The organism is Streptomyces sp. NPDC088730 (genome assembly GCF_044751215.1).
In the GTDB taxonomy this organism is placed as follows: Bacteria; Actinomycetota; Actinomycetes; order Streptomycetales; family Streptomycetaceae; genus Streptomyces.
This window is the reverse complement of sequence record NZ_JBIVLK010000019.1, coordinates 1-24,183: the sequence shown is the minus strand read 5'-3', so window position 1 is coordinate 24,183 and position 24,183 is coordinate 1. Positions and strand designations below refer to the sequence as shown.

At 69.0% G+C, this 24,183-nt stretch carries 17 protein-coding genes and 2 pseudogenes; 12 read left to right on the top strand and 7 right to left on the bottom strand.

Going from position 1 to position 24,183, the window contains the following annotated elements; genetic code table 11:
• Window positions 1–161 precede the first annotated feature (161 nt).
• Window positions 162–1,418, bottom strand: a complete 1,257-nt coding sequence (locus tag ACIP89_RS33810) for a glycoside hydrolase family 71/99-like protein (RefSeq protein ID WP_402118193.1) — start codon at window positions 1,416–1,418, stop codon at window positions 162–164.
• Between the two features lie 411 nt (window positions 1,419–1,829).
• Here ACIP89_RS33810 and ACIP89_RS33805 point away from each other — a divergent pair, with 411 nt between their 5' ends.
• On the top strand, window positions 1,830–3,416 hold the full coding sequence (locus tag ACIP89_RS33805; protein WP_401923837.1) for a beta-xylosidase: 1,587 nt from the start codon (window positions 1,830–1,832) through the stop codon (window positions 3,414–3,416).
• A gap of 292 nt (window positions 3,417–3,708) precedes the next feature.
• A complete protein-coding gene (locus ACIP89_RS33800; RefSeq protein ID WP_401923835.1) occupies window positions 3,709–4,920 on the top strand; it encodes an ROK family transcriptional regulator in 1,212 nt (403 codons plus the stop codon).
• Between the two features lie 265 nt (window positions 4,921–5,185).
• Here the strand turns inward: ACIP89_RS33800 and ACIP89_RS33795 are convergent, their stop codons facing one another.
• Complete coding sequence (locus ACIP89_RS33795; protein ID WP_402118192.1) at window positions 5,186–6,550, bottom strand: enolase C-terminal domain-like protein; 1,365 nt, start codon at window positions 6,548–6,550, stop codon at window positions 5,186–5,188.
• 151 nt (window positions 6,551–6,701) lie between these two features.
• Here ACIP89_RS33795 and ACIP89_RS33790 point away from each other — a divergent pair, with 151 nt between their 5' ends.
• Genes ACIP89_RS33790 through ACIP89_RS33775 form a run of 4 tightly spaced genes read left to right on the top strand, consistent with a single transcriptional unit; the run spans window position 6,702 to window position 10,895 of the window.
• Window positions 6,702–8,084 (top strand): ABC transporter substrate-binding protein, encoded by a 1,383-nt coding sequence (locus ACIP89_RS33790; RefSeq protein ID WP_402118190.1) that lies wholly within the window; start codon window positions 6,702–6,704, stop codon window positions 8,082–8,084.
• Window positions 8,081–9,094 carry a carbohydrate ABC transporter permease gene (locus ACIP89_RS33785; RefSeq protein WP_401923827.1) on the top strand — a complete coding sequence of 338 codons (1,014 nt, stop codon included), beginning with the start codon at window positions 8,081–8,083 and terminating at the stop codon, window positions 9,092–9,094. Before ACIP89_RS33790 ends, ACIP89_RS33785 begins: the two co-directional genes overlap by 4 nt.
• Window positions 9,091–9,987, top strand: a complete 897-nt coding sequence (locus ACIP89_RS33780; RefSeq protein ID WP_401923825.1) for a carbohydrate ABC transporter permease — start codon at window positions 9,091–9,093, stop codon at window positions 9,985–9,987. Before ACIP89_RS33785 ends, ACIP89_RS33780 begins: the two co-directional genes overlap by 4 nt.
• Window positions 9,984–10,895 (top strand): NAD-dependent epimerase/dehydratase family protein, encoded by a 912-nt coding sequence (locus ACIP89_RS33775; RefSeq protein ID WP_401923823.1) that lies wholly within the window; start codon window positions 9,984–9,986, stop codon window positions 10,893–10,895. The genes ACIP89_RS33780 and ACIP89_RS33775 overlap by 4 nt, the downstream gene beginning before the upstream one ends.
• Before the next feature lie 375 nt (window positions 10,896–11,270).
• On the opposite strand, the gene ACIP89_RS33770 is transcribed toward ACIP89_RS33775, so the two are convergent.
• The 3 genes from ACIP89_RS33770 to ACIP89_RS33760 form a co-directional block, all read right to left on the bottom strand.
• Window positions 11,271–13,025: an NlpC/P60 family protein gene (locus tag ACIP89_RS33770; protein ID WP_401925999.1), complete on the bottom strand. Its 1,755-nt coding sequence runs from the start codon at window positions 13,023–13,025 to the stop codon at window positions 11,271–11,273.
• 143 nt (window positions 13,026–13,168) lie between these two features.
• Window positions 13,169–13,606 carry a DUF4259 domain-containing protein gene (locus tag ACIP89_RS33765; protein WP_402118188.1) on the bottom strand — a complete coding sequence of 146 codons (438 nt, stop codon included), beginning with the start codon at window positions 13,604–13,606 and terminating at the stop codon, window positions 13,169–13,171.
• A gap of 775 nt (window positions 13,607–14,381) precedes the next feature.
• Window positions 14,382–14,825 carry a hypothetical protein gene (locus tag ACIP89_RS33760; RefSeq protein WP_402118187.1) on the bottom strand — a complete coding sequence of 148 codons (444 nt, stop codon included), beginning with the start codon at window positions 14,823–14,825 and terminating at the stop codon, window positions 14,382–14,384.
• A 232-nt stretch (window positions 14,826–15,057) separates the two neighbouring features.
• Between ACIP89_RS33760 and ACIP89_RS33755 the strand changes: the two are divergent.
• The 6 genes and pseudogenes from ACIP89_RS33755 to ACIP89_RS33730 form a co-directional block, all read left to right on the top strand.
• Window positions 15,058–15,574, top strand: a pseudogene (locus ACIP89_RS33755) (transposase); the annotation flags it as partial.
• Between the two features lie 444 nt (window positions 15,575–16,018).
• Window positions 16,019–17,836: a 1-deoxy-D-xylulose-5-phosphate synthase gene (locus tag ACIP89_RS33750; protein WP_402118241.1), complete on the top strand. Its 1,818-nt coding sequence runs from the start codon at window positions 16,019–16,021 to the stop codon at window positions 17,834–17,836.
• Window positions 17,833–18,984: a flavodoxin-dependent (E)-4-hydroxy-3-methylbut-2-enyl-diphosphate synthase gene (gene ispG / locus ACIP89_RS33745; protein ID WP_402118186.1), complete on the top strand. Its 1,152-nt coding sequence runs from the start codon at window positions 17,833–17,835 to the stop codon at window positions 18,982–18,984. Before ACIP89_RS33750 ends, ispG begins: the two co-directional genes overlap by 4 nt.
• The gene (locus ACIP89_RS33740; protein ID WP_402118184.1) at window positions 18,981–20,102 is read left to right on the top strand and encodes a polyprenyl synthetase family protein; all 1,122 of its coding nucleotides are present in this window, start codon (window positions 18,981–18,983) and stop codon (window positions 20,100–20,102) included. Before ispG ends, ACIP89_RS33740 begins: the two co-directional genes overlap by 4 nt.
• Window positions 20,099–21,109 (top strand): 4-hydroxy-3-methylbut-2-enyl diphosphate reductase, encoded by a 1,011-nt coding sequence (locus tag ACIP89_RS33735; RefSeq protein ID WP_401925995.1) that lies wholly within the window; start codon window positions 20,099–20,101, stop codon window positions 21,107–21,109. The genes ACIP89_RS33740 and ACIP89_RS33735 overlap by 4 nt, the downstream gene beginning before the upstream one ends.
• A gap of 435 nt (window positions 21,110–21,544) precedes the next feature.
• Window positions 21,545–23,278, top strand: coding sequence for a hypothetical protein (locus ACIP89_RS33730; protein ID WP_402118182.1), 1,734 nt, complete (start codon window positions 21,545–21,547; stop codon window positions 23,276–23,278).
• Window positions 23,279–23,607: 329 nt separating this feature from the next.
• On the opposite strand, the gene ACIP89_RS33725 is transcribed toward ACIP89_RS33730, so the two are convergent.
• A complete protein-coding gene (locus ACIP89_RS33725) occupies window positions 23,608–24,042 on the bottom strand; it encodes a hypothetical protein (RefSeq protein ID WP_402118180.1) in 435 nt (144 codons plus the stop codon).
• A gap of 13 nt (window positions 24,043–24,055) precedes the next feature.
• Window positions 24,056–24,183, bottom strand: a pseudogene (locus ACIP89_RS33720) (IS5/IS1182 family transposase); the annotation flags it as partial.

The window sequence follows — 24,183 nt, the reverse complement described above, 5'->3', positions numbered from 1 at the left end:
GTCTGCCCGGCGCGCCGAACGCGGGGGAGGGGCCGGGAGACCGACGCGAGCGAAGACGGACACGGACCCCCCTTGCGGATCGTGAAGGTGGCCAAGCCTCAGGATCCGCAAGGGGGCCGTGCTCGCTCCGCCATCAGCCGCTTGTCACGACTGCCTTTCGGCTACACCGTGGTGGGGGTGGGCCGGGTCTCGGTCAGCGGAAGCTCACCCTTGAGCATGCGCCCGCCGTCGCCGGTCAGCCGCAGGTAGTAGTCCGAGGAGCAGGTGGTGCCGTCCTCGTCCAACGCCCTGACCCCGGAACCGGACGGCACGTCGGCGGCGGTCGCCGCCGTCTTCGCGATCTGGTTGCCCTCGTTGTACTCGTCGAACATGGAGATGTAGATGCCCTGCGCGCCCACCCGCTTCATGTTGTAGAACTGCCGCCACATGAAGTCCCCGTGGGCCCGCTGCCCCTCCTGGAGGTCACCCGGCATCACGCACGGCTGGTAGTCGATGCCGTGCGTGTCGCAGTCCGCCTGGTCGGGGGTGTTGATGTCGCGGTAGAACTGGTCGGACTGCTCGGCGCTGCCGATGCGGCCCACCATCCAGGGCGAGATCATGTGGAAGGCGCGGTAGACGTCCCCGAAGCCGGCGCGCGAATCCTCGGTGCCGGTTCGCCAGTGAGTAGGAACCCCGCCGATGACGTAACAGCCCTGGTCCTTCAACCAGTTGATGACATCGAGGCACGGGGCCGGGGCGAAGGGGCGGGCGTCGTCGCTGAACCCGAAACCCCATACGCAGACCACCGGCTTGCCGTTCTGCCGCGCGTAGGCACTGGAGGAGGTGTGCGCCCTCATCTTCTCGGTCCAGTCCTGTTTGATCTCGGACTGCATCGCGGTCCAGCCGGTGACGTCGTACATGATGTAGAACTTCCGGCCGTTGGCTTCCGCCGCCTGCCGCACCTTCTGCGCCATGCCGTCGCGCGTGGGGCCCTCCGGGCTGAAGGGGTTGAAGCGCTGGAGTGCGGCGGTGTCGATGTTGTTCTCCCGCATCCAGCGGAAGTGGGTGTCCACCGACTGCTGGTCCCAGGACGAGAACAGAGCAGCCTTGCCGCCGCCGTTCAGGTCCGCCATCGCGGTGGGATAGGTGCGTGTGTAGTCCGCCACGTCGGGCCAGGACTTGGCACTGCTCGCGCCCTGCGCGGGCGCCTTGCTCATGTCGGGGCTCCAGTGCCACCAACCGCCGATCGGGGCGCTGTCGCCCTTGCACGCGAACCAGCCCTGGTAGCCGACGGTTATCTTGCCGACCACGTCACCCGCGGGGGAGGCGGCCGGGCTTGCGGCGGGCGCGGGCGACGCGCTGGCCCGCGTCGCCGCCATACCGCCGGCCGCCGCCACAGCGGCGCCGGACAGGACGAAGGAACGTCTGGAGATGCTCATGGGGAATGCCCTCTCGGTCTGCCTCATCGGCACGACCGTCCCCAGGGGTCCGGCCGTGCACGGATACCGCGCCGGCTGGGGTGGGGAGAGGTAAGGCGGCGGCAGTCCGCCCCTCCGTCAACAGGCGCCCCGGCAACATAGTCGCGTCGTCGGGGGCACGACAAGACCCCGGGGACCACAACACCGGCAACCGGCTTACCGCTTTCCGCGTCGGCCGTGGCACCCCCGCAGGCGCACCACGCGGCCCGCGCACACCACGGGCTCTCGTCCTCACAGCTGGCGCGGTCCGCGCGGCGCCAGCCGCGGCCGGCGACCGCACGAGGCCCACCGGCCTGCCCTCGGCCCCCACTGGTCTTATGTCTATCATTTTGATTTAATGAGGAACCCGCACGCCAGGACGGAAGGACCATCATGCCGGGCGACATCTCCGTCAGCGCCCTCGCGCACGCCCCCTCGACGCCGCTGCCGCACTACTGGAGCCGCGTCGTCGGTGCCGGCCGGGCCAACGAGGGACTGCGCGCCGACTGGCAGCGCCAGCTCACCGAGGCACACGCGGCCTGCGGGTTCGAGTACATCCGCTTCCACGGACTCTTCCACGACGACATGTTCGTCTACACGGAGACCGAGGACGGTGAACCCGTCTACAACTTCCAGTACGTCGACGCGCTCTTCGACTTCCTCCTCGACCTGGGGGTCCGCCCCTTCGTCGAGTTCGGCTTCAGCCCGCGCGCCCTGGCCCGCGAGACCAACACCGTCTTCTGGTGGGGAGCGCACGGCTCGCCGCCCACCGACCTCGGCAAGTGGAGCGCCCTCATCGCGCGCATCACCCGCCACTGGATCACCCGCTACGGCCTCGACGAGGTCCGCTCCTGGTACTTCGAGGTGTGGAACGAGGCCAATCTCTGGGGCTTCTTCCACGGCACCCGCTCCGAGTACTTCGAGCTGTACGAGGTGACAGCGCGCGCGGTCAAGGACGTGGACGCCCAGCTCCGCGTCGGCGGCCCCGCGACCTCCAACTTCGTGCCCGACGAGCGCTTCGGCGGCGAGTCCGAGGACGTCTCCCGCCGCATCGTGGCGGGCCGCGACGACATCGACGACCTCGACTGGCGCCCGGTGTGGATGCAGGCCTTCCTCGACTTCTGCGTCGAGCGCGAGCTGCCCGTCGACTTCGTCTCCACCCACCCGTACCCCACGGACTGGGCACTCGACGAACACGGCCAGGGCGAGAAGCTCACCCGCGGCAAGGACGCCACCCCGGTCGACCTGGCGCTGCTGCGCGAACTGATCGGGAAGAGCGCCTACCCGGACGCCGAGATCCACCTCACCGAGTGGTCCTCGTCCTCCTCGCCGCGCGACCACACGCACGACACGCTGCCCGCGGCCACCTACGTGACCCGCTCGCTGCTGCACTCCCTCGACACCGTGCACTCGCTGTCGTACTGGACCTTCACGGACGTGTTCGAGGAGGGCGGGGCCGGCGACGAGCTGTTCCACGGCGGCTTCGGCATGATCACGCTGCCCGGTATCCCCAAGCCCACCTTCCACGCCTACCGCATGCTGCACGCGCTCGGCGACGAGCTGATCGAACGCGGTGAGGACCACGTCCTGACCCGGCATGCGGCCAGTGGCAGGCTCACCGCGCTCGTCCACCACTACCCGCGGGAGGAACCCAAGTCGGTGCCCGCCTCGTTCGACAGCCGTGAGGTGGCCGAGACCACCCAGGCCAAGGGCACCCCCCGACGGCTCGTCCTCGAACTGGGCGGACTGCCCGCGGGCGCCGCCTTCCGGGTGGAGGTGCTGGACGCCGAGCACGGCAACGCGATCGGCGCCTGGCACGCGCTCGGCTCCCCGGCCGCGCCCACCCGCGAACAGCTCGCCCACATCGACCGGCAGGCCCGCGCCACCGACGTGCGCACCGTCCTCGCCGGCCCGGACGGTGTCCTGCGCCTCGACACCGTCCTCGCCCCCTGGTCGCTCGCTCTGGTCGAGCAGCTCTGAGGGCGAGGACACGCACGGGCGCGACCCCCGACAGGGGCGCGCCACCCCAGACGGGCGCAGGGGAGGCGGCACGCAACGGGACGGCGGCACCGGCCCGTGCCATCTCCTCTGCGCCATCCACCGGCCGCGGTACGCGGGTGCGCCCCCGGGACCGACCCCGCCCCGGCGCGCGTACGGCGACGGCTACCGGCCGACGACCGGTAGAATTCCACCGATTCGACGCACCCGGGGGACGAGAGCACGGACGACCGCGGTCCTCCTCGGGAGCGGGAGACGTCCAGGAGACACCACAGTGACGAGCAAAAGGGCGAGTGCCGGGAAGGCGTCGATCCGGCGCGGCACGAACCTGCCCCGCATGGGCGACTTCAACGAATCCGTCGTCCTGGACGCGATCCGCCGGGACCGCGCGGGCCTCAGCCGGGTGGAACTCGCCGAGGCCACGGGGCTGTCCGCGCAGACCGTCTCCAACATCACCCGCCGCCTCATCGACCAGGGCGTCGCCCACGAGACCGGCAAGCAGAGCAGCGGCAGCGGCAAGCCCCGCACCCTCCTCCAGGTCGCGCCCGGCGCGCGCTACGCGATCGGCGTGCACCTCGACCCCGCCGTCATCACCTACGTACTCCTCGACCTGCTGGGCACGGTCGTCGCCCAGCGCAGCGAACCGACCCCGCGCGGCGGCGACACCGACACCGTCATGGCCGGCATGGCCGCCTCGGTGAGCGGACTGGTCGGTGACTCCGGTGTGGACCGCGACCGGGTCCTCGGCCTCGGCATCGCGGCGCCGGGCCCCGTCGACGTCACCCGCGGACTGGTCGTCGACCCGCCCGAACTCCCCGGCTGGGGCAGCGTCCCGCTGCGCGACCGGCTCAGCGAGGAGACCGGCTACGCGGCCCTGCTCGACAAGGACGTCATCGCCGCCGCCGTCGCGGAGCGCTGGTCGGGCGCGGCCACCGAGAGCCGCAACTTCCTCTTCTTCTACCTCGGCACCGGCTCGGGCATGGGCCTGGTCGTGGACGACACGGTGCTGCGCGGCTCCTCCGGCAACGTCGGCGAGGTCGGCGGGCTCGGCGCCGCCTGCTCCACCCGCGCCCTCGTCGAAGAGGCCATCGAACTGGCCGTACTGGGGCACGAGTTCACACCCACCGACCCGCAGGACGCGCAGCGCAGCCTCCAGCACCTCGCTTCCCTCGCGGCCGGCGGCGAGCCGCGCGCCGGCAGCATCATCGACCGCTGGGGCGTACGCATCGGACGCGGGGTCAGCGCGGCGGCGACCCTGCTGGACTCCGACACGATCGTGTTCGGCGGCCCCATCTGGGCACTGCTGGCCGACCGGCTGCTGGCCGTGATCGAACCGATGGTCGCGCAGTCCCCGTTCGTCAAGCAGAGCCATCCCACGACGGTCACTTCGACGGCCATAGGTGAGAACGTCGCCGCCGTCGGCGCGGCCTCCCTGGTCCTCGACCGCAGCCTGTCAGCCCAGCCGATGTCCCTGCTGCTGCGCTGAGCCCGCCGCCGCCCCCTGTACGCAGGCGCACCCGTACGCCGGAGGGCCCCGACGCAACCGCTCCGTCGGGGCCCTCCGGCGTACGCGCCGCGTACGGCCTCTAGGGTCTGTCCGGTGGATCATGGCCGGGGGCGTGGCGTCCGGCACGGCACCTCGCCGCGTTGCCGAAACGCCCCAATAGCTCCGCTATCGAGACGCTCCGGCGCCTCGCGATGCACCGCACCAGACGCCACGCCCTATCCGACCCTGATCCACCGGACAGACCCTAGGGGCGCTGCACGCTGCCGTCCGTGTTGCGCAGCAGCGCCCAGCGGTCGTGTTCCAGTGGTGCCGTCACCGGGTACTTCGCGGCTGCCGACTCGTCGAAATCCACGCCGAGACCGGGCAGCGGCGAGGGGTGCAGCCACCCCCTCTCGGGCACCGGCGTGCCCGGGAAGACCTCGCGCGTCGCCTCCCTGAAGGCCGCCGCCTCCTGGACCCCGAAGGCCGGGGAGCTGATGTCGAGCGCCAGGTTGGCCGCCATGCCCACCGGACTCACGTCGCCGGGACCGTGCGGCGCGGTGCGCGCGCCGAACAGCTCGACCGCCGCGACCAGCTTCCTGGTAGGGGTCAGCCCGCCCAGCGTAGGGATGCGGATGCGCACGAAGTCGATGACCCGCGCCTCCAGCAGCGGCAGGTACATCCCGATGTCGTGGTACAGCTCGCCGACCGCCAGCGGCACCGAGCCGGCCGTCCGCAACTGCCCGAAGTGCGCCGCGTCCTCGGGCGCCAGCGCGTCCTCCAGGAAGAACAGCCTCGCGTCCTCGACCTCGTGGACCAGCTCGCGGGCCTGCGAGGGCGTGAGCCGCTCGTGCGCGTCGTGCAGCAACTCGACGTCGGGGCCGACCCGTTCACGGATCTCGCGCAGGACGGGCGGCACGTGGCGCAGGTAGCCCAGCGAGTCCCAGCTGCCCGAGCGCAGCGCCCGGCGGCGCCGTTCGGCCTCGTCGCGGGGGGCGGTGCCGTAGGTGTCGGTGCCGGGAACGGCGATCTGGACGCGGACGTGGCGGTAGCCGCCCTCGGCCGCGGCGAGTACCTTCTCGGCGATCTCCCCGGCCTCGAAGCCGTCGACATGGGTGTACGCGTCCGCGGCCAGTCTGGCCCGGCCGCCGAGCAGCTGGTGCAGGGGCAGGCCCGCGACCTTGCCCTTGATGTCCCACAGCGCGACGTCCACCCCGGCCAGCGCGTTCTGTCCGATCGAACCGCCCCGCCAGTAGCCGCTGTTGAGCAGCAGCCGGTGCAGGTCCTCGATGTCCGAGGGGTCGCGGCCCACGAGCATCGGCCCGTAGTAGTCGTCGACCACCGAGCGGATCGCGCGGGTGCGCTGCGGATCGCTTGCGCAGCCCAGGCCGTACAGTCCGGGCTGGTTGGTCTCGACGCGCACGATGACGTACGGGCAGCCCTGCGGGGCACAGAGGAAGGTGCGTACGGCCGTGACGCGTAGCGCGTCGGGGTCGGCCGAGGCCCACGGCGCGGGCGCCAGTACCTCACCCGGCGCCAGGGCGGCAGGAGGCGGGGTCGAGGCGCCCGGTGAGGGGGACGAGGGGACGCGCGGGGTCACCGCGCCCGCTGCTCGTTCCGGTGGAGTCATGGAGGTCCTCCTGGAGGGTGACACGGGGTGTGGTTTCCAATTGTTTTCCGTGCAGTTACGTCTATTGACATCGTACATCAAGTCGATTTAGATTCCATGTGCTGCTACGGCAGGAGCTGAACGGACAGCTCTCAAGAAAGGCGCTGGGAACGTGAAACGATTTCTCCCGACCACGCGCCGCTCCTCGATTCTTGCTTCGGTCGCCGTCATGGGCGTACTGCTCGCGGGGTGCGGGACGAGCGACGGGAATGGTTCCGGGCGCGGTGAACTTTCCATGTGGACCTTCAAACAGTCCCATGTGGCCGCCCTCCAGGCAGCCGCCAAGAAGTTCACCGCCGAGACCGGGACAAAGGTGAACATCCAGGCGGTGACGCCGGACGACGCGTTCCTGACCAAGGTCCAGGCCGCCGCCCGCACCAACGACCTGCCCGACGTGCTCGAAGTCCACGCCAACGGCGACGACCTCTCCTTCGGCGGCGCGGGTCTCCTGGAGGACCTCTCCAAGGACGTCGACCGCACCTGGCTCGACCAGTACCTCCCGCAGGTCCTGGCCGACGGCACCGTCACCGATGACGTCTACCGGAACTCCCTGACGGAAGGCTCCAAGACCCAGGGCGTCGAGAAGGGGCAGCGCTTCAGCGTGCCGCTCACCGTCGGCACCCAGGGCGTCGTCTACATGAACAAGCGCCGCGCCGAACAGGCCGGCATCACCGAGGCGCCCACCACCTGGGAGGGCTTCGTCGACGCGCTCGCGAAGATGAAGAAGGCCCACCCGTCCAACGGCGGGATGACCATCGGCATCAAGCAGCCCTCGACCGCCCTGGAATGGCTGATGCAGCCCATGGCCTACGGGATGCTCGGCAAGGACAGGTTCGAGGCGCTCTTCGGACCCGACCCCGCCAAGAGCTGGTCCTCCGCCGACGGCCAGAAGGTCCTGGACACCTACAACCAGGTCACCCCGTACTGGGTACCCGGCACCCAGACCAAGAGCATCGACGAGGCCGACCTCGCCTTCGCCCAGGGCAAGGCGTCCTTCGACATCGGCGGCACCTACACCCTCGCCTTCCTCGCCGAGAACGGCTACGACGCCGACAACCTCATGACCTTCCCGGTGCCCCCGCCGGAAGACGCCGCGATCCCCGGCCTCCAGCTCTCCCCGTTCTCCCTGACCGGCCTCTCCGTCACCAAGAAGTCGGAACACAAGGACGAGGCGCTGAAGTGGCTGAAATTCCTTTCCCGTGACGGAATCGCCGCCGACTTCGGAAAACAGGCACTCGACGTGCCGCCGAACGCTCTCGACAAGAACCAGAGCAAAGCCCTCGGACCCGTCCTGAATTCCATGGAAACCGCGTTCGGCTCCGGCGCGAAAGCATACAACGCCGGATACACCGCCTACCGGCCAAGCCTGTACGACCCCGGAAAGGTCGGCGCCGTACTGGCCCAGTACACCCCGCTGAAATCGCGTTCCGCGAAAAGCACGGGTGCCCAGATGAGTTCGATGATCAAGTCTTACTGGGCGGAGCAGAAGAAATGACCACCGAAACCGGAACGGTGCGGGGCACGCGCCCCGCCGGGAACGGACGCGGAGACGGCAACGGCCCCGCGGCCGGGACGCCCCGCGCGCGTGGACCGCTCGGCAGAATGCGCGAGAAGCGCAAGCAGGCCGCCTGGGGCTACCTCTTCGTCACCCCCGCGATCCTCCTGTTCGCCCTCATGGGCGTCTACACGATCGTCTACGGCTTCTCACTCAGCTTCGCCCAGTGGAACGGCTTCTGGCCCGAATGGCACTGGAAGGGCTTCAAGAACTACACCGACCTGCTGGGCGGCAGCCCCACCTACTGGCCGATCGTGAAAAAGGCCGCGACCAACACCCTCTGGGTCGTCATCGGCGTTCCCCTCCTCACGGTCCTCGTCGCCTTCCCGCTCGCCCTCGTCCTCAACTCCGTCAAACGATTCCAGGGCGTCCTGCGCTCCATCTACTTCCTGCCGTACGTCACGACCGGCATCGCCGTGTACTTCGCCTGGAACTACATCCTGGAGCCCGGCGGCGCGATCAACCTGCTGCTCAAGACCGTCGGCCTCGGCTCCCTCCAGGAACCGCAGGGCTGGCTCGGCAACCCCCACACCGCCCTGCCCACCATGATCGTCGTCATGGTCTGGTCCGCCGTCCCGGTCGCCATGCTGCTCTACCTGACCGGCCTCCAGTCCCTGGACGGCTCCCTGCTGGAAGCCGCCCAGATCGACGGCGCCGGCTGGCTGCGCTCCACGACGACCATCGTCTGGCCGCTCATGAAGCCCATAACCATCGTCGTGATCCTGCTGAACGTCCGCGACTCCCTCCAGGGCTTCCAGTCCTTCCTGATCATGACCAACGGCGGCCCCGGCGACTCCACCAGCGTGCTCGGCCTGGAGACCTACCGCCTCGCCTTCCTCAACGAGCTGTCCCCGACGCTCGGTCTGGCCAGCGCCCTGGGCTGGCTCCTGTTCATCGCGGCCCTCGTCGTCGCCTTCATCAACCAGCGGGCCATGAGGAGGATGGGATGAGCAGCGAAGCGCTCAGCACCCCGCGCCGCACCGGCGCCCCCGGCCGCACCGCCCGGTCGAGCCGCACCCGAAGCCGCTGGCCCGTCGTCCGGATCATCGTCGGCGTCGTCCTCGCCGCCTACGCGGCCGTCAGCGTCTACCCCTTCCTGTGGATGGTGTCCGCGGCCTTCAAGACCAACGCGGAGGTCCAGGAGGGCGGGCACCTCATCCCGCACCACCCCACCCTCCAGACCTTCAGCGACACCTGGAACAAGCTCGACTTCTTCGACTACTTCCTCAACAGCGTCAAGGTCACCGTCCTCACGACCGTCCTCGTCGTGGTCATCTACTCGGCCGCCTCCTACGCCTTCTCGGTGCTGGAGTTCCCCGGCAAGAAATGGCTGTACCGGCTGTTCCTCGTGCTGCTCTTCGTCCCCGGCGTCGTCACCCTGCTGCCGATCGTCCTGCTGGAGAGCAAGCTCGGCGTCCTCGGCACCCACTGGGGCCTGATCCTGCCCTTCGTCAACGGCAGCGCCCCCCTCGCGATCCTCATGCTCACCAGCTCCTTCAACTCCGTCCCCGCCGAACTGCGCGAGGCGGCCCGCATGGACGGCGCCGGCGAACTGCGCATCTTCAGCCGCATCTACCTGCCCCTGGCCCGCCCCGCGATCGTCACGATCGCGCTGCTCACGGCCATCCCGACGTGGAACGAGTACCAGCTCACCCGTATCTCGCTGAACGATCCGCACAGCTACACCCTGCCGATCGCACTCCAGACGATGCAGTCCTCCAACGTCGTGCAGTACAACTCGCTGATGGCAGCGGCACTGATCATGGTGGTACCGGTGATCGCCCTGTTCCTCTGTGCACAGCGCTACTTCGTGAACGGACTGATGGGAGCGGTCAAGGGATGAGCGAGCGAACCGAAAGGACAGCGACGGCCGGTACGGCCCCGGCGGCAACCGTCCTGGTGACCGGGGCGGCCGGCGGAATCGGGCGGACGGTCGTCGCCCACCTCGCCGGCGCCGGCTACCGCGTCGTCGGCGCCGACCGCGAGCGCGGGGACGCGGACAAGAGCTGCGCCGCCTTCGTGACCGGCGACCTCACCGACGCGAAGACCGTCACCGAATGCTTCATCACGGCCCGGGAGACGGCCGGGGAGGCGGGGCTCGCCGGAGTCGTCCACCTCGCCGCCTACCCGGCGCCCGGCATCGTCCCCGAGGACGAGACGCTGCGGGCCAACGTCCTCGCCGCATACCTCGTGTACCAGGAGGCGGGCCGCACCGGAGTACCCCGCGTGGTGGCCGCATCCAGCGCCTCCGCCGTCGGCCTGGCCTGGGCCGACCGCGAACTGCACCCCGCCTACGTGCCGGTGGACGAAGAACACCCGAACCTCACCGTCGACTCCTACGGCCTGTCCAAGGTGATGTCGGAAGAGGCCGCCGCGTTCACCACCCGCCGTTGGGGCACCACCACCGTCATGCTCCGCTTCCCCTTCGTGGGCGCCGGCGAGCGGCTGCGCGAACGCCTCGACGAGGTGCACCGAGACCCGGCGGGCAACCGCCGCGAACTATGGGGCTGGCTGCACACCGAGGACGCGGCGGCCTCCGTGGCGGCGGCACTGAACGCGGACCTGGAGGGCCACCACGTCATCAACATCTGCGCGCCCGACAGCGCCGCCCTGGAACCCAGCCTCGGCCTCCTCGCCGCACACCACCCCGACGCCCGGGTGCGCCAGGGCTTCGGCGGTCACGACGCGTTCTTCGACACGACGCGCAGCCGGGAACTGCTGGGATTCACGGCTGCGCACACCTGGCGCTGAGCAGCGGCCGGTCATGGCCCGTCAGCCCGTCAGCCCGTCGGTCTCCGGCGAGCCGGCGCGGCGAACGCGGCCCGGCTGAAGGAGAAGGACACCGATCACTGGGCAGCCATGCCCAGGTGGACGATGTCTCAGGGGATGGTCCATGACGCGATCCCCGCTTCCCGGGCCTGGTCGGCCGTCGACACGGTGCATCGGCCTGCCGCACGTCAACGGGTCGGACGGGCGCACCCTGTCCGACCCGTTGACGTGCGTGGGCGTCGGCCTCGTTCCGGGGACGGGGCGGGCTGGGGCGTACGCGTGCTGGGCCGCTGCATGTCGGCCGTCGCCCTGGGAGCGGTTTCACCCTGGCGCGGGGTGAAACCGCCGGGGCACGGCTCAGATGCGATGCACCGTGTGCAGCTTCGTGGCGTAGGTGCCCGTACCGTCCAGCAGCGAAGCACCGGCGAGATCGGCCATGGTGGGGCCGTTCCCGGTCTTGCGGCTCGAGAAGAAGCGGCGTTTCCCGGCAGCGTCCACACCCAGGTAGATACCGACGTGATCGACGGTGGCCGTCGGGTTGTCGTCCCCGGAGTCGGCGTTGAACAGCACCAGGTCACCGGGCTGGAGCAGTGTGGCGGCTGGCGGATTGGTGCCGTTGGTCCGGTCGATCCGCACGCCGGGTGAGTAGTCGGCCATCTCGCCCGACCGGCGGGGAATTCGCAGGCGGGAGGTGTCCTCGCCCGCGGCCAGCGGCACGCCCATGTGGTAGCCGTACACCATCCGCGTGTAGCCCGAGCAGTCGAGGTTGCCGACCTGGTTGCTGGACGGTCCGGTGTGGGCACCGTCGTCGAAGGTCCAGCCAATGCCCATGTACTCGTGGAAGTCGGCTCCCTCGCGTCGGAAGCCCTGGGGATCCAGGTAGCCGTACCCGGCCTCGCCCAGCACCTGCTTGCCCTGGGCCGGGCCCGCCCCGGCGGTCACCGCCGGGGACCCGGCGAGGAACATCGCGGCGTGTGCGAGCACGTCCGGAGCCGTGGACCCGGCCCAGCCCCGTATGGACCGTTCGACCTCATCGGTCCACGTACCGTCGAAGGGCTGGGACAGCACCCGCACCCAGTCGTCGTGCGTGACGCTCGGCGGGACATCCCAGCTCGCGGCATCCACCTGGAGACGGCTGACCAAGAGCGTGACCGGCAGGTTGGTGCAACCGCTGTTGGCCAGCGCACGCAGGCCGACCCGGCCCTGCGCGAAGGTGGAGTCGCTGACCTCGACGGCCCACGCGGACGGCTCTGCCGACGCTGAACGCCACGCCTTTACCTGGATGAGGGAGCCCTCCCGGCGCACCCGGATCGTCCAGTCGGTACCCGCGGGCACGGCCGTGGCAAGTGTCAGGGACGAGGCCAGCTGAGTGACGGCGTCGGCGACTTCCTTCTCGACCCGCAGTTCGACCGCGCCCGTGGTGAGGAAGGACAGCCGGGCCCGGTAGCTGTTCCGGGTGTCCTGGTAGCCGAAGGACAGCGCGTACGAACACGCCTGACCGGTGGGCACCTTGTCAAACCTGGCCACGGAGCGCACGTCGACGTCAGTGATCTTGTCGTCGCGCAGACTCGCGTGCCTGCTGGCGTTGGCGCTCGTGAGGGTGATGACACCGGTACCCGGCACCACGGAGTAGTCGGTGTCGGCGGGCCCGAGGACGGACCAGTTGCCGCCGCCGGGGGAGGCGCCCCAGTACTGCCGATTCGGGGCCGGCAGTGACAGGTCCGGCAGCGTGCGCTTGAAGTCGTCGACGAAAGGTGCCTTGTTCTCGGCGAACGTACGCCGCGGACCGGTCAGCACGACGGATCGCGCGCCGTGAGTCAGCAGCGCGACGCGCCTGCCGCCGGAAGTGACCTCGGTACGGGCCGGTGTCCCCGGCCGCAGGGTTGCGGTGAGCGGGGTGCCCAGGGTGACCGACGTGAAGTACGAGGCGTCCAACGGGGGCAGCGTCACAGAGGAAATCGCTGAGGCCGGACCAGCTGAAGCCGCGAAGGGCCGCACGGCTACGGCCGGGTCGTCGGCGCGGGCCGGGGCAGTGGCCAGAGCGCTGAGCGGCACGGAGGCGGCAGAGGCTGCGAGAGTAGCCAGCAGGCTGCGCCGAGAAGTGTTCACCATGCGGCACATGATCCACTACCCTTCTCCAGGAGCGCCAACCCCTTCTGCCCAGAGGTCCGGCGGAGGCGGCGGGTGAGGTTCGTCCTGCTGGCTGAACAGCGGTTCTGGACCAAGTTCTGTGGTTCCTCACCGTGGGTCGCTGACTAGATCCAGAAAAGGGCTTCCTCCTGTGGCGGAACCGGAGGGTCAAGGACCTCGCGAAGGCGGGTGATGTCCTGACGCCACTTCGACCAGTTCGCAGCCTCGGGCCATAGCTCGGCGAGTTCGGACCTGTTGGAGACCGCGTGGTCCAGGGCGTCAACGGCGAGCATCCGAAGGTCTGCGGTCAACTCCGGTAGCGGCTCTGATGGGCCATAGCCCGAACACGCCGGATCGCCGCCAGGATGCTGGGCGACGACCAGGGCCACCGCGGCCACTGCGCGCTCGCCATCGCAGATGCCCAGGAAGTCCGCAGGCCCGGCGGCACGCTTGAGCACGCCCCGGATCATGGCTTCGCGTTCCTCCAGTGCTGCCTCGTCCAGGTCACCGCCGAAGTCGGCGGCGGTGTCGTTGTCGAAGGGGCCGATGTCCCAGGTACCCATGTCTCTCCTCGCGTGGCTGCCTGGGGATCGTCGCATGGGCCGCTGACAGCGAGGTCAGAAGGCGAGTAGTACCCGCTTGCGCAGAAGTTTGAAGCCGGCTCGCCCATACATCTGCCCCTTGATCATTTTGACCAGGCCGACATGGCTTTCTACGACGCCCGAGGTCCGGGGTGAGCCCGCGGGAGCACTGTCCGCGCCGACCGGACAGCCGGTGGCGACATATAGGCGTCGAATGCGCCATCGGCGGCGCTACGACGCCCATGATTCGAACCCGGCATCGCACCCGCGGCGGGTTGGTCGAGGCGCAGCGGGCGTATGGCGTGACGTGCTGCACGCCTGGGGTGTAGATCACGGTGACACGCCTGCGTCATTTGCGCGTTGCGCGCTCTTTCTGTGCTCCTGGGGCTGGGCGATCATTCAAAGGAAGCCATGAACCATCAGGGGCGGGTCCGCCTGACCACGGGGCCGTGCCGCTAATAAGGCTGGTGCCACATGGCCGCCGTCGCAACTCCCGTTCCCATCCTGCCGTTGCCGGCCGCAGTCTCGCCGCGCCGTGTGATGTCGCACAGGTCCGGGCACTCCGCGTCGGCGCGGAGTGTGCGGGTCTTCCCGTAAAGAGGACATCGACGGCGGTGCGGCCTCCGGGGCCGCCAGTTGGAGATCAACAGGCCCGTGATTGTCGAGCGGAAATGACGGCACCGGAGCGACTGCGGCCGCCGACACACGTGGCGGCAGAAGCGAAAACTCGGGCTGGCCCTTGGCGAGCCTCAGCTGATCAGGCGTTCGGATCCGCTTGAAGGATCTGCGCACTCCAGGTGTCCACCACGGGACTGCGCCGGTAGAAGACGTTCGGCTGCACCGGGTCGCACGTCACCAGGAGAATGTCTCCCTGCCCGAGCACCACGTTCTGCTGCGCCTGTGTGCAGCGACGTTCGCGATGCCGCGTGACCTCAAGCTGCAGTGAGTGGGGACCTGGGGGCAAGGTGATGAAACGGACCTTTCTGATGCTGGTCCGATCGATGCTGCCAAGCTGGCGCCCACTTTCGGTGACCGACACCAGGCACCACTTGAGTGACATGCTGCGGGGCGGGTCACGCAGGTCCACCTGCAACAGCAGCCCGGTCCGGCCTCGACGGCGGGCCTTGTGGATCAGATAGCGAGAGCGCCATTTCAACCGGCCGTCGAAGTCGCTATGTACCTGCACCGCAATGTCTCTCACCCTGCCCCCATCTGCCACCCCACCAAGTCCCCCAGACCGCCTCAGGCTGGCATGGACAGGCGAGATCCAGAAGAGCCACGACCGGCAGAGCGTGAAGGTTGAAGCCTGCCGGGGATCAACGGTGACACGACCCCCACGCTCACGGGAAGTCAGCCGGTCTTCGCGGGTTCTTCGGCTCGTGCGCGGGTGCTGGCGAGGCGGTAGGAGTCGGTGCCGGTCTCGATGATGGTGCTTCGACAAGCCCCTGCCCAACAGCGAGCCGAAGCTGCGATCCGTCTTCGACAAGCCGGCAGGGAAGTTCGGCACGGTGCTGGTGATCGTGGACCAGCCCGCCTCCATCGGCGCCCTGCCGCTGACCGTCGTCCGGGACGCGGGCTGCGGGATTGCCTGCCTGCCCGGCCTGGCGATGCGCCGGATCGCCGATCTCTACCCCGGCGAGGCGAAGACCGATGAGAAAGACAGGCCGGCCGCCGCAGACTCGTCGAGCCCACCCGGCTCCGGGGCCCCGCGCATGGCCGCCCGACTCATCGACGAGGCCTTCCGACGCGCTGGACGAGCAGACCGTGATCTTGCCTGGAACCGGCCCCCTCGACACCGCCCTGCCCTCCCTGACCCGCTCCAACCGGCAGCTGAAGCGGGCCATGTTCCTGTCCGCCTTCGCTTGCGTGGACGCCGACACCGCCTCCCGCACCTATGACGACAAGCAGCGCGGCCGCGGAAAGCGGCACCAGCGACCTCAGCGAAGGATCACATCGCGGATACGCACGCAGTTATTGCGTGTACGGAATCCGTTCCTCGACCTCGCCCGCTCCGGCGATATTGCTGGCAACCGAGGGAAGGACGGCTCGCTCGTGGCTCAGGAGCAGGGGCGTGCCATGACTCATTCCTTTCGCGGAATGGAGTCTCTACCGAACCCGGAACGGTTCATGACGCCATCGCTTGTGAACGTCTGCACAAGCGTTCAACGCGTGCATGGCTCGGTCCTCTCTGCCGGGTTCCGTCGCGGCGCCGGGGCTGCGTGACTGGAGGTGGGCACGTTGTGTCGCGGCTGGCCTCCGCGACCGGCTCCGGTCCGGTGGCCTTCAGAGCCGCACTCCGTCTGAATCCGGAAGATTGCCGGCCTCCCTGGCTGACTCTTCCCCGACCTCTTGAGGATGTGTGCACCTCTCATGACGACGCGAACCAGTCTTCTGATGGGAACGATGGCCGAAGCGGGAGGAGCGCTGCGAGCCCTGCCCGCTGAGCAGTTGCCGGTGCTCGCGGCGGAGATCAGGGATTTCCTGGTCGAGAAAGTGTGTGCTTCGGGCGGCCATCTGGGGCCGAATCTGGGGATGGTGGAACTGACGCTCGTCCTGCACCGGGTGTTCGAGTCCCCCCGGGACGCGCTGGTCTTCGACATCGGCCACCAGGCATATGTGCACAAGATGCTGACCGGCCGCCGTGAGGCGTTCGACTCGCTGCGGCGGGCCGGCGGCCTCACGGGGTACCCCTCCCGTTCGGAGTCGGTGCACGATCTGGTGGAGAACTCGCATGCATCCACCGCGCTGTCCTACGCGGACGGTCTGGCCAAGGCCCGCCAGCTCGCCGGTGAGAGCGACCGTGCGGTGGTGGCGGTCATCGGCGACGGTGCGATGACCGGCGGCCTGGCGTGGGAAGCGCTGAACAACCTCGGCGCCGCGAAGGACCGGCCCGTCATCATCGTCCTCAACGACAACGGCCGCTCCTACGCCCCTACCACCGGAGCCCTCGCCGAGCACCTGAACGTGCTGAAATCCGGCGGCGGCGCGGAAGCGTGCCGCAACCTGTTCACCGATCTCGGCTTCACCTACTTCGGGCCCGTCGACGGACACCACACCGAGGAGATCGATCAGGTGCTACGACGGGCCCGAGCCCTGTCCCGGCCGGTGGTCGTGCATGTGATGACGGTCAAGGGCAAGGGCTACCGGCCCGCCGAGACGGACGAGGCGGACTGCCTGCACGCGGTGGGCACTGTCGACCCCGCCACCGGTCGCCCCAGCCCCGCCCGCACGGCAAAGGCCCCCTCGTGGACCAGCGTCTTCGGCCAGGAACTCTGCCAGATCGCCGCCGCGCACCCCGAAGTGGTGGCAATCACCGCCTCCATGCTTGCCCCGACTGGCCTGCTCCCCATGCAACAGGCCCTCCCAGAGCGGGTGTTCGAGGTCGGAATCGCCGAGCAGCACGCCGTCACCAGCGCGGCCGGCCTGGCCATGGGCGGCTACCATCCCGTCGTCGCGATCTACGCCACCTTCCTGAACCGGGCCTTCGACCAGGTTCTCATGGACGTGGCCCTGCACCGGCTGCCAGTCACGTTCGTTCTGGACCGGGCCGGCATCACCGGCCCGGACGGACCGAGCCATCACGGTATGTGGGACCTCGCCGTCCTCTCCACGATCCCGGGACTGCGCATCGCCGCACCCAGAGACGCCACGCGGCTGCGTGAACTGCTGCGCGAGGCCACCACCTACCAGGGCGGGCCTACCGCGCTGCGACTGCCCAAGGCCACCGTGGGCTCTGACATCGAGGCGCTCACCCGCATGGATGGCCTGGACATCCTGCACCGCACCCGCCGCGGCCCCCTGGATGTGCTGCTCGTCCCCACCGGCCCACTCGCCGCGGCCGCCCTGGACGCCGCCGTGCTGCTTGAGGAACAGGGGCTGGGGGTCACGGTCGCCGATCCGGGCTGGGTGCTGCCCGTCAACCCCGCCTTGCCCGCCCTGGCCGCCCGCCACCGTGTGACCGTCACCGTCGAGGACGGACTGCGCACCGGAGGCTTCGGTACCGCCCTGGCCCAGGCCTGTACCGATACGGCCGTCGCCGCCTCGGTGATCAATTGCGGTCTGCCGACCGCCTTCATCCCCCACGCGACCCGCACGCACCTGCTCACCCAGGCCGGACTCGACGGCACCGGCATCTCCACCACAGCCCTGACCCACCTGCGCCCAGACCTGGCAAGGCACGCGCCGGCACCCACTCCCAGGAGCACTCGATGACCGCCATCGACCTCGGCCCACCCACCCTGCCCCCCGCGTCCCCGGCCACGCAGACTCCGGCACGCCGCCGCCCGACGCGACAACTGAACGTCGGCACGGTGCCCGTGGGCGGCGGTGCCCCGATCTCCGTGCAGACTATGACCACCACCTTGACCGCCGACGTCGACGCCACACTGCGGCAGATCGCCGAAGTCACCGCCGCCGGCTGCGACATCATCCGCGTCGCCGTCCCCTCCCAGGACGACGCCGCCGTCCTGCCCGCCATCGTGGCCAAGTCCCCGATCCCGGTGATCGCCGACATCCACTTCCAGCCCCGCTACGTCTTCCAAGCCATCGACGCCGGGTGCGCCGCCGTCCGCGTCAACCCCGGCAACATCAAGAAGTTCGACGACAAGGTGGCCGAGATCGCCCAAGCCGCCACGGCGGCCGGAGTACCGATCCGGATCGGGGTGAACGCCGGTTCCCTCGACCCACGCCTCCTCGCCAAACACGGCTCCGCCACCCCTGAAGCCCTCGTGGAGTCCGCACTGTGGGAGTGCTCACTGTTCCAGGAACACGGCTTCGGGAACCTGAAGATCGCGGTCAAGCACCACGACCCCATCACGATGATCGCCGCGAACCGGCTGCTCGCCGCACAATGCGACTACCCCCTCCACCTCGGAGTCACCGAAGCCGGACCAGCTTTCCAAGGAGCCATCAAATCCGCCGTCGCCTTCGGCATCCTCCTCGGCGAGGGCATCGGAGACACCATCCGCGTCTCCCTCTCCGACGACCCGGTTCAGCAGGTCAAGGCAGGCTGCCACATCCTGGCCTCACTCGGCCTGCGCCCCCGCAAACTCGAAATCGTCTCCTGCCCCGGCTGCGGCCGCCTCCAGGTCGACATCCACAAACTCGCCGGCCGAGTCGAGGCCGCCTTCGACGGCTTCCCCCACCCCTTGCGCATTGCCGTCATGGGCTGCGTCGTCAACGGACCCGGCGAATCCCGCGAAGCCGACCTCGGCGTCTCCTGCGGCAACGGCAAAGGCCAGATCTACCGGAAGGGCCACGTCCTGCGCACCGTCCCGGAATCCAAGATCGTCGAGGCATTGATGGACGAAGCGCTCGCTCTCACCGCCCCCTGCGATGACGAGGAAGGTGATCAGCCATGACCGCTTCCACCGGCATCCACACCGCCCCCGCGGACTCCTCCCGTGCCTCGGCCGTGTTCCAGGAAGGCGAGGTGCGCCAACGCGTCTCGCAGATCCTGGACGACTTCGTCGACGGCAAGATCACCGCAGCCAGGGCCGGCGCTTTCCCGGAGGAAGTCGCCGGATACGTCGGAGATTTCCTCAACGCCGGCGGGAAACGCATCCGCCCGCTGCTCTGCGTGCTGGGGTGGCACGCCGCGGGAGGCGCAGGCAGTGCGGATCAGGCGGCACGAGTCGGAGCCGCGCTGGAGATGTTCCACGCCTTCTGCCTGGTCCATGACGATGTGATGGACCACTCCGCGACCCGGCGCGGCCGGCCTGCCATGCACCGGGCCCTGGCAGCCCACCACAGCAAGGACCGCACCCGGCAGGCGGCCACCGACATCGGCACCGCGGCCGCCATCCTCATAGGCGACCTCGCCCTGATCTGGTCCGACGAACTCCTGCACGCCCCCGAGACAGCCCTGGACGCGCTGCAACGCACCCAAGTACTGCCCTTGATCGACACCATGCGCAACGAGGTGCTGTACGGCCAATACCTCGACCTGACCGCCACCAGCCAACTCGCCCCCGACGTCGGCCGCGCCCTGCGCGTCATCCGCTACAAGACCGCCAAATACACCATCGAACGCCCCCTGCACATCGGCGCCGCCCTCGCCGGCGCCCCCGACACCCTCCTCACCCAACTCAGCGCGTTCGCCGTGCCCCTGGGAGAAGCCTTCCAACTGCGCGACGATCTCCTCGGGGTCTTCGGCCATCCGGACGAGACCGGGAAACCGGCCCTGGACGACCTGCGCGAGGGCAAGCACACCTGCCTGATCGCACTCACCCTGCACCACGCCCCCCGCGCCCAGGCCGATCAACTGCGCCCGCTCGTGGGATGCCCCACCCTCACCGAAGAGCAGGCACACCTCGCACGGAGCATCATCACCGCTTCCGGCGCCCCGGACACGGTCGAGAAGATGATCCGCGAACGGTACGAGCGCGCATCGTCCGCCCTGGCCCGGGCCTCTGTCCCCGCCGATACGCGCGCCAGCCTCCAGCACCTGGCCCACCAGGCCGTATGGAGGGCCTTATGAACACCGCCACCCCGTCCCAGGCCCACCCGGCCCGTCCCACCCGGGCCACGAAGCGAGTACTGCTCGCGTCACCGCGAGGCTGGTGCGCCGGCGTGGACCGTGCCGTGGCCGCCGTCGAGAAGGCCCTGGAACTGTACGGGCCCCCGATCTACGTCCGCCACGAGATCGTCCACAACAAGTACGTCGTGCAGACCCTGGAACGTAAAGGAGCGATCTTCGTAGAGAAGACGCAGGAGGTCCCCGAAGGCTCCATTGTCGTGTTCTCGGCACACGGGGTGGCCCCGGCCGTGCACGCGGAGGCAGCCGAGCGGAAGCTCGCCACGATCGACGCGACCTGCCCATTGGTGACCAAGATCCACAGGGAAGCGATCCGGTACGCGAACGAGGACTACGACATCCTCCTGATCGGCCACGAGGGCCATGAGGAAGTCATCGGCACCTCCGGTGAGGCCCCGGACCACATCACGCTGGTCGACGGCCCCGCGGACGCTGCCAATGCCAAGGTCCGTGACGAGTCGAAGGTCGTCTGGCTCTCCCAGACCACCCTCTCCGTGGACGAGACGACGGAAACGGTCGACGCGCTGAAGACCAGGTTCCCCAACCTGCTCTCACCGCCCAGCGACGACATCTGCTACGCCACGCAGAACCGCCAGATCGCGGTCAAGAAGCTCGCCGAAGACGCCCAACTGGTCATCGTCGTCGGCTCCCGCAACTCCTCCAACTCCCAGCGCATGGTCGAGGCCGCCCTCGGCGCCGGCGCGGACAGCGCCTACCTGGTGGACTTCGCCGACGAGATCGACGAAGCCTGGCTTCAGGGCGTCACGACGGTCGGCCTGACCTCCGGCGCCTCGGTCCCCGACGTGCTCGTCGACAACGTCCTCAAGTGGCTGGCCGAACGCGGCTACACGGACGTGGAGGCGGTCAAGACCGCCGACGAGTCCATCACCTTCTCGCTGCCCAAGGAGCTCCGCCGCAACCTGCGCGGTCAACCGGTAGACGACCCCTGACACACCACCGGCTTGCTGGCGCCACCCAGCCGAGTACCACCACTACTGGCGTATCAGGCGAGCTGGACGGTGCCCTCATGGCGTACGGCGAGTCTGCCGTAATGACTCGCGACACCGCAGACCGCACGCAGCAGTCCGATCCGGCACCCGGTTGCCCGACGACCCAAGGCGCACTGCCCCGCGCCGAATCATCCAGCCAATGATCGAGGAAGGAAGGACAGCATGCCTTCAGAATCACAGTCGGTGACGCTCCCCGGCCCCGAGCTCGTACGCTACCTGCGGGCCCAGGGGGAGCGCATCACGGATCTGTGGGATACCGCCGCCTGCGGACTCACCGCTGGTCGCGGATGTGCCGAGCGCCTCACTCAGATGGAATCCGCCCTACACCGTGCGCAAGATGCGACGCCCCGGAAGCGATCCGCCGACGAACCCCCCATGTACATGATCCAAGAGCCCCTCTACGAACCCTATCGGTCAGCAGAGGTACCCCGCTACGAGGTGGGGGAGCGTGCAGCCCGCCAGATCCTGAGCGCAGCCTTCGCCCCCGAGGTCATCCAGAGCGTGATGCAAAGCCCGCTTCTGGCAACGGCTCAGGTCACAGCGGCACAGATCCGGGCGGGGCTGTGGACAGCGCGGAAGGACAGCCTGGCGCCCCTGATAGAAGCAGTCCCCAGGAAGGGCGGCGAAGTAGACAGGATCCTGGGCGAATACTGCCTGCGCCATGCCAAAAGTCCTACGCACGCCGTGCCGATGGCAATGCGTGACTTCATCCTGCTGTGGTTCGCCGCCGCCTTCATCCGCGCAGACGGCCGGATGCTCGACCTCTGCGGTTCAACGTCATGCCTCATGATGGCCGTCGACTACGTCGCCGCTGTGGACGACGCCGGCGGCGGCGGCCACGCCGCCTACGGGACGGCGGCCAGTGAGGGACTCGCTTGCCTCGGCGGGAAGTCCGTCACCCAAGCCCTGCGGGACACGGTGCTCGTGGACGCCGTCCTCAGGGCCCGGGACATCACGACGACGGAGACCCGTCGCATCATGGACCCGAGCGGATTCGTCGACGCCGCGGGCGGACCGGTGACACCTCGGGAGTACATGCGGGCACGCTGGTGGGACGCCGCCATGGTCCCATACCACCGCCTGCCCATGAGCACACCTGGATACCGGAGCGTCACCGACAGACTAGGCACCCTCACGGCGGCCGACCGCTGCGGAGCGATCAAGCGCGCCATCGACTGCGCCATCCGTTACAACGAGATCGTCGACATCGTGCCGGACTGCGCCAACGGAGAGTCCTTCAACGAGATACTCCTCGCGCTGGCGTCCGGGGGAGGGCATGCCGTGTACGGCTACGCGGACGCCCTCGCACGAGTCACCGACGATGTTCTCGAATGCGACTGCGGTGCGAGCGGACACGAGGAGGCAGCCGAAATCGCCATGGGGGACTGCCTGTTCTACCTGCTGACCACTCGCTACCAGATGCGGAAGCAACTGCAAAGCCTGGCGGCAGTGGGCGGCGCAACCCAGCGGGCCTACGCACAGCGGGCACCAGGCGCAAGGCTGCAAGCCGTGGCCTCCACCACCCTGCGGCCAGGAAACCTCCTGCACTCCGACACCTGGGAACCTCTTTGGAAGCCGGCCGAAGCGGCACCCCGCATGCCCGGGAGGTGGGCAGTCCACCTCGCCCGGCGCGCGGCCCGGCGTAGCCTTCCGGCCGACACGGCTGCGTGCGACCGCGAGCGGTGCGAAACCAAGTTCACGTCGCTCCTGGTCGACTGCGACAACGCTCCCCACCAGTCTCTGCGCACCCTCGCGAAGCAGTGGGGCGACGTCTTCGACACTGTCCTCACGGCTGCGGTGGCAGACCAGGCGTCATTGCGCCAACACCCCCGACCGTTGAGGGAAATCATCGAACGAATCTGGCTGCACAGCGTAGTGGATGGCGACGAGGGCACACCGAACCCGGCGGAACGGGCTGACGAGCAGCTGGCCATGGACACCACCCAGGCTCTTTTCGCCACCTATGAGCTCCCGCCGACCGAGGGCTGGACCATCAGGCGGGCCTTCAGCGGCGTGACGACCAGCGCCATCGAGCTGAGCGGCCTCAGCCCCTACGGTCGCATGACCGACGGCATCAGCCGGATCCTGCTGGGCACAGCTCCCAGCTGAGCCCAGGCACTCGGTTCACGAAGAGGCAGCGGGGTGACTCCGACGGCGGTCAGACGGCGAGCGGCCGGGGGAGTGCAGACGATCCTGCCTCCGGGAGGTGGAGCGGGGCCGTCTCACGCGGGCCGCCCCAGACGGTCGCCGCCCCCGAAGAGGCGCGAAACGCCCCCTGAAAGCCCTACCTGGATGACCGCCGGAACCAATGCTGCACGAATGCCCGGGCGGTGTGGGAGGAGATAGTGCCGCTTGGCTATCAGGGCAGCCACCAGCGGGTTCGCGCCTGCTTCCGGGAGAAGCGGCTCTCGCCAGGTCCCGTCACGGCTCGGCCACCGTCACCCCGGGGCGTCGCCGGATGGATCCTCCACAGGCCGGAGACCCTCACCGAGACCGAGCCCCTTCGGCTCAAGGCCGCTCTGGTCCACTACCCTGAACTGAACGCTCTCACAGGCCACGTCCGCTCCATCGGCCAGATACTCACAGAACGCCAGGGCGAACGGCTGCCGCAGTGGCTCGATGCCGTCCGGCGAGACGAACTCGGCCTTTACACACTCGCCGCAGGTATCGACCGTGACCAGGATGCGGTTATCCTCGGCCCCACTCTGCCCTGGAGCTCTGGCGTCGTCGAAGGTCGCGTCTACCGAATCAGGATGCTCAAACGCCGGATGTTCGGTCGGTCCGGTTTCGCCCTTCTCCGCAAACGTGTCCTGCTCTACTAAGTCCTGTCCCGTAAATGATCTCTGAGGCGTGTGGACGTGGCCGGTGGCCAACCCGACTGCCCGTCTATCCGGCGAGGTTGAGGTTGTGTAGGCGGGGGATTCCGAGCATGGCGTGGTGGACCCCGTCGCCCTTAAGGCGGCAGTCGCGAAGGATCTTCCAGGTCTTCATGCGGGCGAAGACGTGCTCGACGC